Origin of the sequence: Burkholderia puraquae, assembly GCF_002099195.1 — a bacterium.
Classification (GTDB): Bacteria; Pseudomonadota; Gammaproteobacteria; order Burkholderiales; family Burkholderiaceae; genus Burkholderia; species Burkholderia puraquae.
Genome location: NZ_NBYX01000022.1, coordinates 20,017 through 38,301, shown reverse-complemented (window position 1 = coordinate 38,301; position 18,285 = coordinate 20,017). Strand labels below are relative to the sequence as shown.

Sequence of the window (18,285 nt, the reverse complement as noted above, 5' to 3'; positions counted from 1 at the left end):
GCGCCGGACTGCTGGCGCGGCCGCGCGGTCAGCTCGCGCCGGGTTGCTTCTGCTCCGGCGCGAGGTGCTGCGCCGGTGTCGCCGCATCGTATCGGCCGAAGCCGTAGCGCTGGAAAATCCGGAACGCTTCCGGCGACTGGATGAACCCGAGCCACTTGCGCGCGGCCTCCGGATGCGGCGCATCCTTCACCATCGCCCCCGCATAGATTGCCGTCGTATTCTGCTCGGCCGGAATGTCGATGTGCATCAGCGGATGCCCGACCTGTTCCTGGAACGCCGATTCTGATTGCCACAGCACGCCCGCGTCCGCGCGACCCTGCATCAGGAACAGCGCGGTTTCCCGGTGGTGGATGTGCGTGAGCTCGGTCGTGCCGGCGCGCACCTTGTCGTCGTAGACGGTACGCGCGAGCGCATCGCCGCCGGCCTTCACGAGCGACGCCCGGATCTGCCGAGCGACGCCTTCGAATGCTGGATTGGGCATCGCAAGCTGCACGTCGGGCCGCGCGAGGTCGTTCAGCGATGCGATGCGCTTCGGATTGCCGGCGCGCACCATGATCGTCAACTGGTTCGTCACGTAGGGCACGGCCGGGCCGGCGAGCGTGCCGTCCGCGATCAGCCCGTTGATCTTGCCGAGCCCGGCGAAGTACGCATCGGGCTTGACCGTCCACGTCATGTTGCCGACGGTGATCGTGCCGCCCGCCTGGATCTGCTTCACGAGCAGGCCGGGCGGGATCGTTTCCCAGTAGATGCGGCCGCGGTACTCGGGATGGTCTTCCTCGAACTTCGCGACGAGCGGCGCCATCGCGAAGAAATAGTTGCCGCCGACGAACAGCACGAGCTTCGGTGCGGTGAGGTCGCCGTGGAAATCGGCGAGCACGTCGACCTGCGGCACCGTGAATTCGAGGCCGCGGTGCGTCGCGTCGTTGTTGCGGCCGTTCTGCCAGGGCGGGAAGACGGTCGTCGCGGTGTCGGCGGGCGCGGCGAGCGGGAGTGCCGATGCGCAGCAGAGCCACGCGGCCAGCACGGCGCGCAGCGTGCGCCGCCGGCGGCGCGACGGTGGTGGCGGTTGCATGGGGATCGATGTCATCGCGGGGCTCATTTTGCGTACGTGAAGCCGGCCTGCTGCAGTTCGGGCAGCGTACCGACCGCGCCCGGCGTGACGATCGCCGACGGGATCACGTGGTTGGTCAGGTCGGCCGCGAGCGCATCGAGCGGCAGTTTGCCGGGATTCATGTTCGCGCCGTCGAGCCGTTCCGCGAGTTCCCAGATCGCGTTGTGGCACGACAGGAACACGACACCGCGCTGCTGCAGCGCGGCGAGGCTGTTGTCGTGCGACGAGAACGCGCCGTCGGGCAACGCGTGGTCCTGGGCGCCCTTCGATTGCGCGGGCTTCGCGTCGAGCAGCGTGTTGGCCGGGAACGCGGCGCCGGCGAATTTCGCGAGGCCGTATTTGTCCCACGCGGCCTGGTCGAACAGTGCGAGATGCGCGCTGCCGTGCGTGGCCGATACGACGAGGAAATCCGGATGGCGGTACGACCAGATCTGCGCGTTCAGCGAATTGCGCATCAGGTTCAGCCACGGGCCGCCGAGCTCGGTGTTGTCCCACACCTGCTTCGGGCCGCCGCGGTAGCCGGTCACTTCGGCGAGCGCTGCGTGATCCCACTGGTCGGGGCGTTCGAGGATCATCGGCACCGTCTTGAAGTCGCGCCGCCTCGGTGCGGCCGCGAGGCGGCGCGTGAGGTCGGCGAGGTGCGTGGCGCCGCCGGGCAGCAGCGCGCCGGTTTCGGGCGTCGCGGCGTGAGCGTGGCGCGCGGCGGCGAGCAGCGCGGTGCCGGCCGCGAGGCCGAGTGTCTTGAGCGCGCCTCGGCGCGCATGCCGGTCGGACATGGCTTATCTTCCGGAATCGTTGTTGTGGGGGCGTGTCGCGTTGCCGTACGGCGATGCGGCGTCGCGAATGCGTAGCCCAGTCTAGCGGCGCGTGATCGAGACGGAAAATCGCGATATCGGATGGGAGATATTCGAGGGTCCGATGATTGGACGACAGGCCGGGAGGGCGAGGGGCGGTGCGATCGGAGCGGCGACCATCGGTTCGAATGTGGCAACCGGCCTTTTTCGGAGCACCGGGCCGTTGAGGGCCTTCCAGCAGACTGCTCCGGTTTCGATCGGCGAATTGATCATCCTGTTGATAGGGATGACTGATTATGTGCGACGGGGAGCGGAGGATCGACTTGTATAATTGCCCTTCAAAATGCACACATGCTCTACCGAGAGAGAACGCTATCCATGAACTGGGACGATGCCCGTGTTTTTCTGGCAGTTCACCGCGCGGGAACGCTGCGCGAGGCCGCAGTCATGCTCGATGTCGATCAGGCCACCGTGGGGCGACGGCTGACGGCGCTGGAGAAAGCGCTGGGCGCGAAGCTGTTTCTCAAGACATCGTCCGGCTATGTCGTGACGCAGATCGGCGAGTATTCGCTGCAGGCGGCGCAAGCGATGGAGCGGGCGGCGTGCGACTTCGAGCGTCGCGTCCATGGCTCGGACGACCGCCTCGAAGGTGAGGTTCGGGTGACGACAACCGATTCGCTGGCGATGGATTTCGTCATTCCCGCGATCCGGTCGCTGCGACGGACCTGCCCCGCGATACACGTGATCCTGACGACGTCCGTGCAGGTGCTCAACCTGACCCGGCGTGACGCAGATCTCGCGATCCGAACCGTGATGCCGGAGAACCCCGATCTCGTGCGCCGGAAGCTGGCCGAGTGGGAGGTCGGGCTATTCGCGAGTCGCGAGTATCTGGATGCACATGGCGCGCCCGTGATCGGGTCGGCTTTCGACGGGCATGACCTGGTGGTCTACCAGCCCGCCGTCACGTCCAATCAGGGCGACACGCTGTGCGGCGAGCCGATGGAGCGCGGGCGCATCGTTGCGCAAGTGAGTTCGAGCCTGATGCTGGCGACCGCGATCCGGTCGGGCATCGGTATCGGCGAACTTCCCGTGTATCGGGCGCAAGAGGACGATGCGCTCGTGCGAATCTGGCCCGACCGAACGCGATCCGCGCCGTATCAGGTTTGGCTCGTGTCGCATACGGACTTGAACCGGACGGCGCGCGTTCGGGCCGTCACCGCCGAGATCGCTGCGTCGTTCGACCGCTATCGATAGCGGCCGGGAGCTCGCCGGTGCGGGGCCGGGTGCTCATCGTGGCTGGGCCTTGCGCATCGAAAGCGTGCGTCGTGCAGCATACCAGCGAGGCACGATCGCGACCGCCGCGACGATTGCGAAGAAAGGTATGGCCGTCGCCAGCACGTGGCTGCCGGTGCCGAGCAGGCCGCCGGACACGGTGGCCGCGAGCGACGCACTGCCGATCTGGAAGAAGCCGACGAGCCCGGACGCCGTGGCCGCGCGCCCGTGTTCGCTCGCGATGGCGCCCGACACGGCGAGCGACAGCGACGATCCGTTCGACAGGCTGACGAGCAACATCGGCATCACGATCGAGAGGATGCCCTTGACGTGCCACGATTCGCACAGGGCGAACGCGATGCCGCCGGCCGCGAAGCAGCCGATGCCGGCCACGACGATCGCGTCGTAGGACATCCGGTCGAGCATGCGGCGCGAGATCATGTTGGCGGAAACGATGCCGGCGGTCAGCGGCAGATAGAGCCAGCCGCTTTGCCGTTCCGACAGGCCGAGGCCGGAGAAGATGAACGGCGACTGCGTCAGGTAGACGAACCACGCGCAATAGATCGCGCAGACGACGAGCGTGTATCGGATGAATGCCCGGTCGCCGAGCACGTCGGCGAAGCCGGCCAGCGGCACGGCGCGATGTTGCCCTGGCGTGACGGGCGGCCGCGTTTCCTTCAGAAGAAGCTGGACGAGCGCGAGCGCGACGACGCCAAACGCGGCGACGAAAATGAAATCGCTCCGCCACCCGAACCACGCAGCCAGGTATCCGCCGATCGCGGGGGCGATCGCCGGAGACAGCGACACGAGCGGATAGACGATGCTGTAGACCTTCGCGGATGCGTTCTTGTCGCAGGTGTCGGCGATGATCGCGCGGCCGATGACGAGGCCGGACGCTGCGCCGAGCGCTTCGAGGACGCGCCATGCGAGAAAGCTCGCGAAGCCGCTGGCGCTCGCGCAGCCGATCGAGCCGAGGATGTACAGGACGATGCCGACCGTCAGCACGGGTTTGCGCCCCCATCGATCGGAGAGCGGGCCGTAGAACAGTTGCGCACAGGCGAGCGCGATCAGGTAGGCCGATACCGTCTGCGGCATCTGCCATGCGCCGATCGAAAACTCGTGGGCCATCGACGGCATCGCGGGCAGGTAGACGTCGGACGCGATCAGGCCAAAGGCGCTCAACAGGGAGACGACGAGGATGAGTGAGAAGTGGGACATGTTCGCTGGGTGGTGGTGGCGGAGCGCGTGAGCGGAGGGAGAGGGCGACGCGCCTTGGGCAGCCTTGAGAAAAGGCCGGGGCGATCATACGGCGTGCGATGCGGTTCGGGAGCCGGCGGAATTGCATCGCTCGAATGCATTTTCGCGGGCGGCGAAGCGGGTGCCGGGAAGGCGTGCGGAGGAGGGCGCCAGGTGTCGTGCGGGACGCTGGTCAAGAGAAATCGGGCGCGGGTGTTGGCGGCGAGCAACGAGGCGCGTCGCTGTCGCCCTTGTTTCGCCGGATGATCGAGCGATGTTTCGTCGCCGCGTTGTTGTCCGGCACAACGCGCGCGGATTGGCCGCGACCGATCACGAAGCGGCCGGGGTGTTGCGCTGGGGAGAGGGCGAGCCGCTGCACTTGACGAGCGGCCGCCAATGCCGATCTTGCGCGTGGGCCGCCATTTGCCGGCCGGCCCACGCACGCATCGGGTCATCAGACCATCAGAACGATACCGTCGTCGTCAGCGTGACGAGCCGCGGCTCGCCGACCGCGACGATCAGGTTGTTGTTGCTCGACGGGTAGTAGGTCTTGTCGAGCAGGTTCTTCACGTTGAGCTGGAAGCGCGTCGGAAACTTGCCGATCGTCGTTTCGTAGGCGGCGAACGCGTCGACGGTCACGTAGCCGGGCAGTGTGAAGCTGTTCGCGGTGTCGCCGGAGCGCGCGCCGACGAGACGTGCGCCGCCGCCGAAGCGCCAGCGGCCGGGCAGGTTCGCGATCGCCGTGTCGTACACCGCGAACAGGCTGCCCGTGTGGCGTGCGACGTTGACGAGCGGCGTGTTGCTGTCGCGGTCGGTCGCGTTCGTATACGCATAGCTGCCGATCACGCTCAGGTGGCGCGTGATCTGCCCCGCGACGTCGAGCTCGATCCCGCGCGAGCGTGCGGTGCCGATCGTCGACGTGAGATCGCCGACCGTGACTGCGACATTGCGCTTGTCGATCTGGTAGACCGCGAGCGTGCCGGTGATCGCGGGCTTCAGGCTGAACTTCAGCCCGGCCTCGAGCACGCGGCCGTATTCCGGTGCGAGCGGCGCGGCGACGTTCGTGGCGACGTTCGGCTTGAACGAGCGGCTCACGTTCGCGTAGGCGGTCAGCGCCGGCGTGAGCGCATACGCGAGCCCGAACTGCGGCAGCCACACGGTGCCGCGCGAGCGGTCGGCGAACACGAACGGCCGCCCCATTCCCGATTCCTGCTGCCAGTTTTCCCAGCGCAGCCCGCCCACCGCGGTGAGGCGCTCGGTGAGCTTCACCGAGTCCTGCACGACCATCGAATACGCATGCACCACCGAGCGCGAATCGCTTTGCTTCGGGTTCGGCGTGCCGCCCGGCGCGAGCAGGTCGTACACGGGGTCGTAAAGATTGAAGCCCTTCGTCGCCTTGCCGCGGATCGTATCGCCGCGGAAGCTGCGCTGCCGCTCGTATTCGCTGCCGATGTAGATCGCGTGGTTCATCCCGGCGAGCGTCACGTTGCCGAGCAGGCCGAGCGTCGCAATCTGGTCGGAATCGTTGCGCCCGAGGTTTGCATCGGACGAGCGCGTCAGTGCGCCGGTCGTGCTGTTGAACGCGGTGGCGCGGGTGATGGTCTGATCGTAGCGATCGCGGCCCCAGCCGTAGGTCGCGCGCACGCGCCACGCATCGGAGAAGCGGTGCTCGACGCGCGCGCGCAGCGTTTCCTGGATGCCGTTGCTCTGCGACCACGCTTCCTCGTAGCGGCGATAGCGCAGCGCATCGTCGAGCTGGCCGTTCACGAGCACGGTGCCGCGATCGAACGGCGTCGTGTAGTCGACGTACTGGTAGCTGACGTCGATCGACGTGTTCGCGTCGTGCCACGACAACGCGGGCGCGATCAGCGCGTCGCGCTGGCGGCCGAAGCTGCGCCAGTAGCGGCTCGTGTCGTACTGGCCGGTCAGCCGGAACGCGAGCGTGCCGCCCGCGACCTGGCCCGGCTTGCCGAGCGGGCCCGTGAGATCGAACGTCGCGCTGCTGCCGCCGTGGCTCGTACGCGATGCGGAAATCGAGCCGCCGAACGTATCTTCCGGCTTGCGCGTGACGAGGTTGATCACGCCGCCCGGATCCTGCATCCCGTAGAGCAGCGATGCCGGGCCCTTCAGCACTTCGACGCGGTCGATCGTCGCGAGATAGCTGTGCAGCACCGGTGTGCGTACGCCGTCGACGAGTACGGAGCCGTCGTTGTTCGACCCGAAGCCGCGCTTGATGAACGCGTCGCGTGTGCCGCCGAGTGTGTTCGTCTGCGTGACGCCGCTGATGTTGCCGAGCACGTCGTCGAGCGAGCGCGCCTGCTGATCCTGCATCACGCTGCTGCTGACCACCGCGACCGATTGCGGAATCTCCTTGATCGAACGGTTGTCGCCGCCCGCGATGCTCGTGGTGCGCGGCTGATAGCCGACCGTCGGATCGACGGCTGCCGATGCGGTGACGCTGATGGCCGGGAGTTCGCGCGCGGCCGGTGTCGCGGGGGTGGAGGTGGAAGCGGCGGCGGGCTCGGCGGCGGATGCATGCGTGCCGCTGGCGACGCAAAGAGTGATCAGGGCAGGCAGGCTCGTGTGCCACGGACGCAGGGTCCGGGCGCGGTGGGGCGTTCGACGGGATGGCATGAATCGATGCTGGACGGAGTGCTAAGGATCGTGTCGCGGGGCGCAGCGTTTCGCCGCGGCCAAGGTGCGGATAATATACGTAATGAGAATCGTTTGCAATTGTAATGAGGCGATCGACGGCATACGGGCCTTGGTTGCCGGGCCGTCGGCCGTCTGCTACCGTAGCGACCAAAATCAGACGCAGTGAAATTCAATGAGAGAGCCGGGGGCCGCACCATGTCATCTTCCTGTCACGTCGCGTGCCGCGCGACGCTGCGCACCGCACACGACCATGCGGATGGTGAAGTGATCGCAGCCGTGTTCCGCCATTCGAACGATTAAAGCAACGGAAGCGCATTCATCGGGCGTCGTGCCGGGCAGCCGGCGCAGCGCCGCGTTCAATCACTTCAACCACCACGCTTGACCGGAGACCACCTATGAAAAAGATTTCCGCGCCGTTCAAGACGGCCGCGCTGGCTGCATGCATGATGCTGGCGGGCGTTCACCCGTACGCCTGCGCCGCGCCGGACACCGAGCCCGCCATCGACGCGCACTACGGCGCCTTGATCGAGGCCTATACGCAGGACATGGCTGCCGCGAAGACGAAGTACGACGGCAAGCGCCTCGTGTTCGTCGGCGCCGTGATCCGGATGGGCGGCGATCCGGGCGGCACCTATTTCGGTGCGCTGACGGCGGACGGCGAGCAGTTCGACACGCATTTCGACGTGGCCGACCAGGATGCGCTGAAGCCGAAATTCCCCGGCGGCGAGATCAAGCCGTTCGTCACGTCGGCGGCGTTCCGCTTCAGTTGCGTGAACGAAGGCTATATCGATGCGCCGGTGCTGCCGGGGTTGAAGCTCTCGCACTGCCGGCTTGCCAATTGAGGATGCGCTGGCGCGGTGTCCGGCGTTCAGAACTTCTGCTGGATGCCGGCCATCACGCCGAGCTGGTTCATCCCGGTACCGACCGTCCCGCCGGCGGCGACCGCGTTCGCAGCCAGCGTGCTGTTGAACATGTAGCCCACCGACGTATAGACGGTCGTCCGCTTGGACAGGAAATAGTTCGCGCGGCCGACGAGCAGCGTGGCGTTCGTGCCTTCGCTGCTTTCGCGACGCTGCAGGTAGCGCACGCCCTGCAGGTCGAGCGCGAGGTACGGCGTTGCATAGTACGTGCCGCCCGCGAACACGATATCGGCCTGCAGGTGCTCGGCCGCCGCGAGGTTGCGGCGGATCCATCCGGCGCCCAGTTTCGCGGGGCCGATTTTCACGTAGCCGGCGACGATGTCGCGCGTGTCGGTGTACGCCGGATTGTTCAGCGGGGCGAGCGCGCCGCCGCCGCCGCGCATCACGTCGTGCGACGCGGCGAGCCCGAAATTGCTCGCGTCATACGCGAGCATCGCCGTGTATTGGCGGCAGGCGACGATGTCGCCTGGTACCTGTCCGGCACAGCCCGTCGCCGACGGCCCTGCCGGCCCGGCCGCGTCGCGGCCGAAGCTGTAGGTGGCGCCGAGCGTCACGCCGTGGAACGTGCCCTTGTAGCCGATCGCATTGTCGCTGCGCGCGTTCGGCAGATAGGAATCGAAATCCGCCATGGAGTGAATCGACGGGCCGATCACGTCGGCATTGGTCAGCACGATCATCGACATGTTCATCTGGCGGCCGAGGGTCAGCGCGCCGAACGGACTGTTCACGCCCACGTTCGCCTGCCGCCCGAACAGGCGCCCGCCGTAGTTCAGTGCGCCGGTGCCGGGCTGGAAGCCGTTTTCGAGCACGAAGAAGGCCTGGTAGCCGCCGCCGAGATCCTCCGTGCCTTTCAGCCCCCACCGTGACGGCACCTCGCCGGTCAGCGTCGGCATGCCCGTGAACGATCCGCCGTGCGCGGCGTTGTTGTAGTAGGACACGCCGGTATCGATGATCCCGTACAGCGTGACGCTGCTTTGCGCGCAGGCCGGTCCGGCCAGCGCGATCGCCGTCGCGAGTGCGACGCCCAGTTTCGTTTTCATGGCTGTCTCCAAACAGTATGTAGATATGCTTATCGATTTTTTTAATGACCCGGACGTATCCGGGATGCCGACGGGTATCGGCAGGACTGCGGGTGTCGCGCGTTACGACATCGCCGGGTCGCGTTGCCGGCGCGGTGCCGCGGCATGTGTGCCCGCCACGGCGACGGCGATTGCCGCGCCGGCCATCGGCACGAGGAACGCGAAATAGAGATGCGACACGGACCAGCCGTCGTCCAGCAGCGCACCGACCGTCATCGGCGACAGGATCGCGCCGAGGCGGCCGATGCCGACCGCGAGGCCGATGCCGGTCGTGCGGATTTCGGCGGGGTACGGCGTCGGCGACAGCGCGTACATGCCGGCCACGCACGCATTGATCACGGCGCCGAGGAACACCGCGACGGTCATCCCGATGCCGAGCGAGCCGGTGTTCGCGCCGAACACGACCATCAGCGCGCCGCCCAGCAGCAGTGTCGCGCCCAAAAGGTTGCGCAGGCCGAACCGCGTCGACAGCAGGCTGAAGAGCGAGGCGCCCGCAATGCCGCCGAGGTTGAGCAGCACGCCGCCGGTCACGCCCTGCGATGCCGATAGCCCGGCCTGGACCAGCAGCTTCGGCGTCCAGCTCACGACGAAGTAGAAACTGCCCATCACGAGGAAGAACGCGATCCACAGCGCAATCGTGCGGCGCGCGAGCGGTGCGCGCAGCACGGCTGTCCAGTTCGACGCGGGGCTCGCCGTGTCGATGGACGAGGCCGCGGCCGGCAGCGTGTCGATCGGCGCGCGCTTCATTCTTGCGAGGATGCGGTTGATGTTCTGCAGCGCGTTGTCCGGACGCCTCGCCAGCAGGAAGTCGAGCGATTCCGGCAGCAATGCGAGCACCATCGGGATCGACAGCAAGGTCAGGATGCCGCCGAACGCGAACACGCTGCGCCATCCCCACATCGACAGCAGGTAGCCGGCGATGACGCCGCCGGCGGTGGCGCCGATCGCGTAGCCGGCCGACTGCATGCCGATCGCGGCGCTGCGCCATTTGTTCGATGCGTACTCGCCGCTGATGACGGTCAGGCTCGCCAGCATGCCGCCGATGCCGAGCCCCGTATACGCACGCGCGACGGCGAGTTGCAGCGTGCTGTGCGTGGCCGCGCAGGCGAGCATCCCGGTCGAGATCACGGCGAGGCAGAGCAGGATGATGCGGCGGCGGCCGACGCGGTCGGCCAGCGGCGCGATCAGTACCGAGCCGATGCCCATGCCGGCCAGCCCGGCGCTGAGCAGCAGGCCGATTTCCTTGCCGTTCAGTTTCCACTCGGCCGCCAGATGCGGCGCGGCAAACGCGATGGCCAGCACGTCGAAGCCATCGAGCATGTTCAGCACGACACAGGCCGTGACCGCCATCGTCTGGAACGCGCTCATCGGTGATTCGTCGATCGTATTGCGGATATTTGCGCTCACGTCAAAGATCCTTCATAAGAATAGTATGACTAATTGAATGGGATGAAATCGACGCATTGCCGTAGCGAATGGGACGAAAGCGATTACGCGGGCTGGCGGGCAGCCCGGGCTTCGCCGGCCGCGACCGTCGGGCGTCGTTCGTGCGCCGCCGCGATGGCTACGCGGGTTCGGGTTGCAGCAGCAGCCGCTCGATCACGCGCCGCGCGCGATTGGGGCCCGCATCGACATGAATGTCGATCTGGCGGCCGTCCGGAAACCGCAGCTGATTCCTGTATTGCGCTTCGATCACGGTCTTGTCCTCGTCGAACGTCGCAGCGGATTGCTCGATGACCGTTTGCGCGACGCGTTCGATGTCGTGCTGCGGATTGGTCGCGACGGTCCAGAAGTAGTGCGTCGTCGTTTCCGTCTCGGGCGTGATGCCGTGGAAGCCGCGCATGTGAAAGCCGCCGCGCGCCGGATCGTGCAGGTCGCCGGTGCCGGCATCCATCGCGCCGGTCCAGATCCGGATGTGCGACACGTGGAATTCGATTTCCTGCCAGCGATCGACGCGGCCCGCGAACGGCCATGCGGCGGTGTAGGTCGGCGGCGGCTCCGAATCCGGCATCCGGCGGACCAGCGTCACCGTGTTGCCGTCAGTGCTGACGCGGGTTTCCGCGCCCATGTGCAGCGACGCGTTGCCGCCGATCGTTTTCAGGTGGACATAGCCGAGGTGGCTCAGGTCCATCAGGTTGTCGTGAATCAGCTGATACGGCGCGTCGTAATGGTAGTGGCCGCCGCCGAACCGGTAATGCGGATCCGCGTGGAACGGATAGCGCGGCGGCGCGCAGGCCGGTTGAGCGTGCGCGTCGGCACCGATCCAGATCCACACGATCGCGTCCTGCTCCTGCACCGGATACGACGCCACGCATGCCTTGGCCGGAATCCGGTCCTGGCCGGGAATCTCCACGCAGGCGCCGCCGCGGTCGAACAGCAGGCCGTGATAGCCGCAGCGCAGGCCGCGCGCTTCGAGCGAGCCGCACGACAGCGGCAGCGACTTGTGGCAGCAGCGATCCTCCAGCGCACCGACTTCCCCGGACGGCAGGCGGAACAGCACGACCGGGCGGCCGAGCAGCGTGCGCGCGACGGGTTGGTCCGTCAGTTCGGATGACAGCGCGGCGACCCACCATCGGTCGACCGGAAACTTAGTAGTGTTGATTGGTGGTCCGGCATGATGCGCCATTGATCGTCTCCAGTATGGTGGTTTTCCGCCGCGCGCCGCGCGGTCCGTCTACAGATCGAGTACCAGCAGGTCGGTTCGCGATCGCGAACAGCACGGCATGAACTGGTCGCCGGCCGCTTGTTCCGCTTCCGTCAGATACGAATCGCGATGATCAGGCTCGCCTTCCAGCACGCGCGTCATGCAGGTGCCGCATACGCCTTGCTCGCACGACGTCAGCACGTCGACGCCGTTGGCCGCCAGCGCCGCGACCACCGTGCATTCGGCGGGCACGTCGATCACCTTGCCGCTGCTCGCGATCCGGACCTGGAACGCACGATCCGCGCCGGACGACGCAACCGCGCCGCCGAAGAACTCGTAATGCAGCCGCTCGTCCGCCCAGTCGCGCTCGCGCGCGGCGCTCAGCACCGCATCCATGAAGCCGCGCGGGCCGCAGACGTACAAGTGCGTGCCTGCGGGTGCCGCGGCGAGCACCGAGGCCAGGTCGAAGCGTTGCGCGGGGTCGCCGTCGTCGACATGGAAGCGGGTGCGGTCATGGAACCCGGCTGCGTTGATCCGCTCGACGAACGCCATGCGATCGGTCGAGCGCGCGCAGTAGTGCATGTCGAACGGCATGCCGGACGAGAACAGCCGCTCCGCCATGCTGAGGATCGGCGTGACGCCGATCCCGCCCGCGAGCAACAGGTGGTGCGGCGCGTCGGGGGCGAGCGGGAATTGATTGCGCGGGAGGCCGATCCGCACGGTATCGCCTTGCCGGACTTCGTCGTGGATGGCGCGCGACCCGCCGCGACCGTCGGCATCGCGCAGCACCGCGATCTGATAGCGGTCGCCGTGCTCCGGGTGATTGCACAGCGAATACTGGCGCACGAGCCCGCCCGGCAAATGCACGTCGATATGCGCGCCGGCGTCGAAGCGCGGCAACGGCGAACCGTCATCGCTGACGAATTCGAAGCCGCAGATGTCGCGTGCTTCCTGCCACTTGCGGGCCACCCGTACCGTCAGCGTCGCGGTGCTCACGACACCTCCTTGATCTGCGCGACCGGAATCACGGGCCGCTGCGGGCTCGACGCGTTCTCGTCGGCGAGCAGCCGCTCGATCACCTTGCGCGACAGCACGCCGCCAGCATCGATGTTGAGCTTGAGCAGCTTGCGATCGGGCCACTTCTCCAGGTTGAGCTGCTGGCGCTCGAGCATCTCGAGATCCTCGGCGAAGATCTTGCCCTGGCCTTCGCGGATCTCGGCGGTCAGCGCGTGATCGTCGGGGCGGAAGTTGCGCGCCATCCCCCAGAAGTACCAGATCGAGGTGTCCGTCTCGGGCGTGATGAAATCGACCACGATCGACGACGCCTTCAGCTCGGCCGGCGCGTCGTAGCCGCCGTGGCCTGCATGCGCGACGCCCACTTCGATCATCACGTGGCTCGGCGGCGTGAAGCGGCAGATCTGCCAGCGATCGACCGGCACGTCGTCGGCCAGCCCGTTGCCGCGCAGCGCCATCTGCCAGAACGGCGGCGGCATCACGTTCTCCATGAAGCGGCTCGTGACGACTTCGTCGCCGTGGCTGGTCGTCTTCGGCGGCGCTTCGTCGATTTCCTTCTGGCCGATGCTCGTCGCATGCACGTACGTTTCGTGCGTGAGGTCCATCAGGTTGTCGATCATCAGTCGGTAGTCGCAACGGATGTGATACAGGCCGCCGCCGTGGGCCCAGGCCGGATCCTCGGCCCATGCCAGCGCGGGCAGCTTGGCGGGATCGGCTGCCGACGCATCGCCCGGCCAGACCCAGATGAATCCGTATCGCTCGACCACCGGGAAGCTGCGAATCGGCGGGAAGCCGCCGACGCGCTGGCCCGGCATGCCGGCCGCCTTGCCGTTGCAGCCCATTTCCAGCCCGTGATAGCCGCACACGAGTACGCCGTCGCGCACGAATCCGAGCGACAGCGGCGCGCCGCGGTGCGGGCAGAAGTCCTCGAGCGCGGCGACCTGGCCATCCACCGCGCGGTAAAACACCATCGACTCGTTGCAGATCTTGCGGCCCAGCGGCTTGCCGTCGATTTCATCGGGCGTGCACGCCACGTACCAAGCATTCTTGAGAAACACGTTCTTCGTCTCCATCAGGTCGATGCCGCCGGTACGCGGCATCTTTTCATTCCGTGTACTGAATGAGATTCAGTGTACGCATCGAGAATGACCGAGGCAAGGCGAGCGGTATACTGGTTTTCCCGGGAAATGGCGCGAGGCAGCGCCATGCCGTCGGCGCGCGCAATCGGCTCGCGCCGCTTATGTCATCGACTCATTCATGAAGAAAACGAATCCCGCCGACGCGCCGGCTTTCCCGCTCGATCTGTACGACGAACCCGGGCACCTGATCCGGCGCGCGCACCAGATCGCGGTTGCGATGTTCTACGAGAAGCTGGGCCGGGACGTGACGCCGGTGCAGTACGCGGTCCTGCGGATGATTTACGAGTGCCCGGGGCTCGACCAGGTGACGCTCGCGCAGCGGGTGGCGCTCGACACGTCGACGACCGCGGATCTCGCGGTCCGGCTCGAAGCGAAAGGACTGATCGTGCGCGAAGTGCTGCCGCGACGTCAGCGCCGCTTGTTGTTGACGCCGGCGGGCGTCGAGCTGCTCACGCATCTGATTCCGTCGGTGAAGGAGCTGCGTGCGGGCCTGTTCGACGGGATGGGCGAGGACGATTCGCAGGAACTGATGCGCCTGTTGCGCAAGTTCGTCCATTTGAACAACGATCAGAGCCGCGCGCCGCTGCGCGTCGGCGAAGCGTCGTAGCGGCCCCGAACCCCGTGACGCCGGGGAAGCGGCGATGAGGTGGCGGGCATGCCGCCCGCCGTGCGTCACCCGCGCGTGCTTTCCCCTTCCAGCCGCCGCATGGCTTCCGCCACTTCATTCCTGAAGCGCACGAGCGCCGCCTGTTCCGGCGCCGGCGGCTGCACGGCGGCCCACAGCATGTCGACGAGCTGCGTGGCCGTCGTTTCCGTATCGAGCTTGCGATGCCCGAGGATCGCATCCCACAGCACGTGCTCGATCGGCCCGAACACCATCGAGCGCAGCAGGCTCAGCGGCAGGTCGGTGCGCACCTGCCCGGCCGCCTGGCCGCGCGCGAGCACGTCCATCAGCGGTGCGGTGTAGCGGCGCTGCAGCGCGGTGAGCTCGTCGCTCAGCGCATGCTGCTTCGCACGGCCTTCCGACAGCACCAGTGCGCACAGGCCCGTGCCGTTCACCAGCATCAGCCGCAGGTGGGTGCGCACGATGAACGCGAACTGCTGCTGCACCGACGCGTCCTGCGGCATCCCGTGCTCGAACGCGGCGATGTTTTCGTCGTACCAATCCGCGATCACGCGCGCGCACAGCTCGCGCTTGCCGCGGAAGTAGCTGAACACCGTTGCCTCCGACACGCCCACGCGCTGCGCGATCTCGGCGGCCGTCGCATGCTCGTAACCTTTTTCGGCGAACACTTCCCGGCCGGCGCGCAGAATGTCCTGCACGCGCTGCTGGGATTTGCGCCCGGCGGGCGCGCGCGACGTGTCGGCGCGGTCGGCTTTGACGGTGGCGGTCATGGTGTCGGCGGTAGCGGCTGTCATCTCCGCATGATATCTGAGTGTCACTCAAAAAACTATTGACGACGAACCCGGCGAGGCGCGAAACTGTGCAAAATTTACGCTGTATTGGTCAATGAATATGTGCATTCATTCGATCTGAGCGAAACTCAGAAATCGGTGGGTGCCACACACTTTCTGGAGACGGAGGAGACATGATCAACCTGCCCGGTGTGCAATTCATGCTCGGTGAAGACATCGAGATGCTGCGCGACGCCGTCGCGACGTTCGCGGCGAAGGAAATCACGCCGCGTGCGGCGGAGGTCGATCGCACCGACCAGTTTCCGATGGATCTGTGGAAGAAGTTCGGCGATCTCGGCGTGCTCGGCATGACGGTCGCCGAGGAATACGGCGGCGCGAACATGGGCTACACCGCGCACATGGTCGCGATGGAAGAGATCTCGCGCGCGTCGGCATCGATCGGCCTGTCGTACGGCGCGCACTCGAACCTGTGCGTGAACCAGATCCACCGCAACGGCACCGACGCGCAGAAGCAGAAGTACCTGCCGAAGCTCGTGTCGGGCGAGCACATCGGCGCGCTCGCAATGAGCGAGCCGAACGCCGGCTCCGACGTCGTCAGCATGAAGCTGCGCGCCGACAAGCGCGGCGATCGCTACGTGCTGAACGGCACGAAGATGTGGATCACCAACGGCCCGGATTGCGACACGCTCGTCGTCTATGCGAAGACCGACATCGAAGCCAACGCGCGCGGCATTACCGCGTTCATCGTCGAGAAGGGCATGAAGGGCTTCTCGGTCGCGCAGAAGCTCGACAAGCTCGGCATGCGCGGCTCGCACACGGGCGAGCTGGTGTTCCAGGACGTCGAAGTGCCGGAGGAAAACATCCTCGGGCAGCTCAACGGCGGCGTGAAGGTGCTGATGAGCGGCCTCGACTACGAGCGCGCAGTGCTGTCGGGCGGCCCGACGGGCATCATGGCCGCGTGCCTCGACGCGGTGGTGCCGTATATCCACGATCGCAAGCAGTTCGGCCAGTCGATCGGCGAATTCCAGCTGATCCAGGGCAAGGTCGCCGACATGTACACCACGTTCCAGGCGTGCCGCGCGTACCTGTACGCGGTGGGCCGCCACCTCGACTCGGCCGGCAGCGACCACATTCGCCAGGTGCGCAAGGATTGCGCGGGCGTGATCCTCTACACGGCCGAGAAGGCGACGTGGATGGCCGGCGAGGCGATCCAGATCCTCGGCGGCAACGGCTACATCAACGAATACCCGGTCGGCCGCCTGTGGCGCGATGCGAAGCTGTACGAGATCGGCGCCGGCACGAGCGAGATCCGCCGGATGCTGATCGGCCGCGAGCTGTTCGCGGAAACGATGTAACGCCCCACGTCACGCGAACGGAGCCCCGTCGATGCCGATCATCGAATCGAAACTGAACCCGCGTTCGGAAGACTTCCGCACGAATGCCGCCGCGCTCGAGGCGGTCGTCGCCGACCTGCGCGCGAAGATCGAAAAGCTTGCGCAGGGCGGCGGCCAGGCCGCGCGCGACAAGCACCTGTCGCGCGGCAAGCTGCTGCCGCGCGACCGCATCGCGCAACTGCTCGATCCGGGCGCGCCGTTCCTCGAGTTCTCGCAGCTCGCGGCGAACGGCATGTACAACGACGACGCGCCCGGTGCGGGCGTCATCACCGGGATCGGCCGGATCGCCGGCCGCGAATGCGTGATCGTGTGCAACGACGCGACGGTCAAGGGCGGCACCTACTACCCGGTCACCGTGAAGAAGCACGTGCGCGCGCAGGAAATCGCCGCGGAAAACCGGCTGCCGTGCGTGTACCTCGTCGATTCGGGCGGCGCGAACCTGCCGAACCAGGACGACGTGTTTCCCGATCGCGACCACTTCGGCCGTATCTTCTTCAACCAGGCGACGATGTCGGCCGCGGGGATCGCACAGATCGCCGTCGTGATGGGCTCGTGCACGGCCGGCGGCGCGTACGTGCCGGCGATGAGCGACGAGTCGATCATCGTGAAGGAGCAGGGCACGATTTTCCTCGGCGGGCCGCCGCTCGTGAAGGCCGCGACCGGCGAGGAAGTGAGCGCCGAGGATCTCGGCGGCGGCGACGTGCATACCCGCCTGTCGGGCGTGGCCGACCATCTCGCGCAGAACGACGCGCATGCGCTGTCGATCGCGCGCAACATCGTCGATCATCTCGCGCCGAAGATTGCGACGCCGGTCGCGCTGCGCGAGCCGAAGCCGCCGCGCTACGACGCGAAGAGCGTGTACGGCGTGATTCCGGTCGATACGCGCAAGCCGTTCGACGTGCGCGAGGTGATCGCGCGCATCGTCGACGATTCCGAGTTCGACGAATTCAAGGCGCGCTACGGCACGACGCTCGTCACGGGCTTCGCGCACATCTGGGGCCACCCGGTCGGGATCGTCGCGAACAACGGCATCCTGTTCTCCGAATCGGCCGTGAAGGGTGCGCATTTCATCGAGCTGTGCTGCCAGCGCAAGATCCCGCTCGTGTTCCTGCAGAACATCACGGGCTTCATGGTCGGGCGCAAGTACGAGAACGAAGGCATCGCGCGGCACGGCGCGAAGATGGTGACGGCCGTGTCGAACGCGAAGGTGCCGAAGTTCACGGTGATCATCGGCGGCTCGTTCGGCGCCGGCAACTACGGGATGTGCGGCCGCGCATTCGCGCCGCGCTTCCTGTGGATGTGGCCGAACGCGCGGATCTCGGTGATGGGCGGCGAGCAGGCCGCATCGGTGCTCGCGACGGTGCGCCGCGACGGCATCGAGGCGAAGGGCGGTTCGTGGTCGACCGACGAGGAAGAAGCGTTCAAGCAGCCGATCCGCGAGCAGTACGAGCGCCAGGGCCATCCGTACTACGCGAGCGCGCGGCTGTGGGACGACGGCGTGATCGATCCCGCGCAGACGCGCGACGTGCTGGGCCTCGGCCTCGCCGCATCGATGAACGCGCCGATCGACGAGACGCGCTTCGGCGTGTTCCGCATGTAACGGCCGGGAGG

Annotated in this window: 15 protein-coding genes; 5 read left to right on the top strand and 10 right to left on the bottom strand. The window is 66.8% G+C overall.

The genetic code is table 11. The features are described from left to right. Positions 1-28: 28 nt before the first annotated feature. Together B7G54_RS30730 and tetH are read right to left on the bottom strand one after the other, a co-directional pair. Complete coding sequence (locus B7G54_RS30730; RefSeq protein ID WP_085042470.1) at positions 29-1,087, bottom strand: molybdate ABC transporter substrate-binding protein; 1,059 nt, start codon at positions 1,085-1,087, stop codon at positions 29-31. An 8-nt stretch (positions 1,088-1,095) separates the two neighbouring features. Continuing rightward, positions 1,096-1,887: a thiosulfate dehydrogenase gene (gene tetH / locus B7G54_RS30725; protein ID WP_085042468.1), complete on the bottom strand. Its 792-nt coding sequence runs from the start codon at positions 1,885-1,887 to the stop codon at positions 1,096-1,098. A 396-nt stretch (positions 1,888-2,283) separates the two neighbouring features. On the opposite strand from tetH, the gene B7G54_RS30715 reads away from it, so the two are divergent. Then, on the top strand, positions 2,284-3,159 hold the full coding sequence (locus B7G54_RS30715) for a LysR family transcriptional regulator (protein WP_085042464.1): 876 nt from the start codon (positions 2,284-2,286) through the stop codon (positions 3,157-3,159). A gap of 33 nt (positions 3,160-3,192) precedes the next feature. Here B7G54_RS30715 and B7G54_RS30710 read toward each other — a convergent pair whose 3' ends face one another. Further along, complete coding sequence (locus tag B7G54_RS30710; RefSeq protein WP_085042462.1) at positions 3,193-4,395, bottom strand: multidrug effflux MFS transporter; 1,203 nt, start codon at positions 4,393-4,395, stop codon at positions 3,193-3,195. Positions 4,396-4,875: 480 nt separating this feature from the next. Then, positions 4,876-7,047: a TonB-dependent siderophore receptor gene (locus B7G54_RS30705; RefSeq protein WP_085042460.1), complete on the bottom strand. Its 2,172-nt coding sequence runs from the start codon at positions 7,045-7,047 to the stop codon at positions 4,876-4,878. A gap of 416 nt (positions 7,048-7,463) precedes the next feature. Here B7G54_RS30705 and B7G54_RS30700 point away from each other — a divergent pair, with 416 nt between their 5' ends. After that, positions 7,464-7,910 (top strand): hypothetical protein, encoded by a 447-nt coding sequence (locus B7G54_RS30700; protein ID WP_085042458.1) that lies wholly within the window; start codon positions 7,464-7,466, stop codon positions 7,908-7,910. 26 nt (positions 7,911-7,936) lie between these two features. Here the strand turns inward: B7G54_RS30700 and B7G54_RS30695 are convergent, their stop codons facing one another. The 5 genes from B7G54_RS30695 to B7G54_RS30675 all read right to left on the bottom strand — a co-directional run bounded on the left by B7G54_RS30695 (position 7,937) and on the right by B7G54_RS30675 (position 13,783). Beyond that, positions 7,937-9,028 (bottom strand): porin, encoded by a 1,092-nt coding sequence (locus B7G54_RS30695; protein WP_085042456.1) that lies wholly within the window; start codon positions 9,026-9,028, stop codon positions 7,937-7,939. Positions 9,029-9,130: 102 nt separating this feature from the next. Further along, positions 9,131-10,474 carry an MFS transporter gene (locus tag B7G54_RS30690; RefSeq protein ID WP_085042454.1) on the bottom strand — a complete coding sequence of 448 codons (1,344 nt, stop codon included), beginning with the start codon at positions 10,472-10,474 and terminating at the stop codon, positions 9,131-9,133. A gap of 157 nt (positions 10,475-10,631) precedes the next feature. Beyond that, positions 10,632-11,693: an aromatic ring-hydroxylating oxygenase subunit alpha gene (locus B7G54_RS30685; RefSeq protein WP_085042452.1), complete on the bottom strand. Its 1,062-nt coding sequence runs from the start codon at positions 11,691-11,693 to the stop codon at positions 10,632-10,634. Positions 11,694-11,741: 48 nt separating this feature from the next. Continuing rightward, positions 11,742-12,707 (bottom strand): PDR/VanB family oxidoreductase, encoded by a 966-nt coding sequence (locus B7G54_RS30680; RefSeq protein WP_085042450.1) that lies wholly within the window; start codon positions 12,705-12,707, stop codon positions 11,742-11,744. After that, positions 12,704-13,783: an aromatic ring-hydroxylating dioxygenase subunit alpha gene (locus tag B7G54_RS30675; protein ID WP_085042546.1), complete on the bottom strand. Its 1,080-nt coding sequence runs from the start codon at positions 13,781-13,783 to the stop codon at positions 12,704-12,706. The genes B7G54_RS30680 and B7G54_RS30675 overlap by 4 nt, the downstream gene beginning before the upstream one ends. 199 nt (positions 13,784-13,982) lie before the next feature. On the opposite strand from B7G54_RS30675, the gene B7G54_RS30670 reads away from it, so the two are divergent. Then, the gene (locus B7G54_RS30670; protein WP_085042448.1) at positions 13,983-14,471 is read left to right on the top strand and encodes a MarR family winged helix-turn-helix transcriptional regulator; all 489 of its coding nucleotides are present in this window, start codon (positions 13,983-13,985) and stop codon (positions 14,469-14,471) included. A gap of 65 nt (positions 14,472-14,536) precedes the next feature. Here the strand turns inward: B7G54_RS30670 and B7G54_RS30665 are convergent, their stop codons facing one another. Continuing rightward, the gene (locus tag B7G54_RS30665; protein WP_085042446.1) at positions 14,537-15,283 is read right to left on the bottom strand and encodes a TetR/AcrR family transcriptional regulator; all 747 of its coding nucleotides are present in this window, start codon (positions 15,281-15,283) and stop codon (positions 14,537-14,539) included. 170 nt (positions 15,284-15,453) lie between these two features. Here B7G54_RS30665 and B7G54_RS30660 point away from each other — a divergent pair, with 170 nt between their 5' ends. Both B7G54_RS30660 and B7G54_RS30655 read left to right on the top strand, forming a co-directional pair. Continuing rightward, the gene (locus B7G54_RS30660; protein WP_085042445.1) at positions 15,454-16,635 is read left to right on the top strand and encodes an isovaleryl-CoA dehydrogenase; all 1,182 of its coding nucleotides are present in this window, start codon (positions 15,454-15,456) and stop codon (positions 16,633-16,635) included. 31 nt (positions 16,636-16,666) lie between these two features. Beyond that, positions 16,667-18,274 carry a carboxyl transferase domain-containing protein gene (locus B7G54_RS30655; protein ID WP_085042443.1) on the top strand — a complete coding sequence of 536 codons (1,608 nt, stop codon included), beginning with the start codon at positions 16,667-16,669 and terminating at the stop codon, positions 18,272-18,274. Positions 18,275-18,285: the final 11 nt, after the last annotated feature.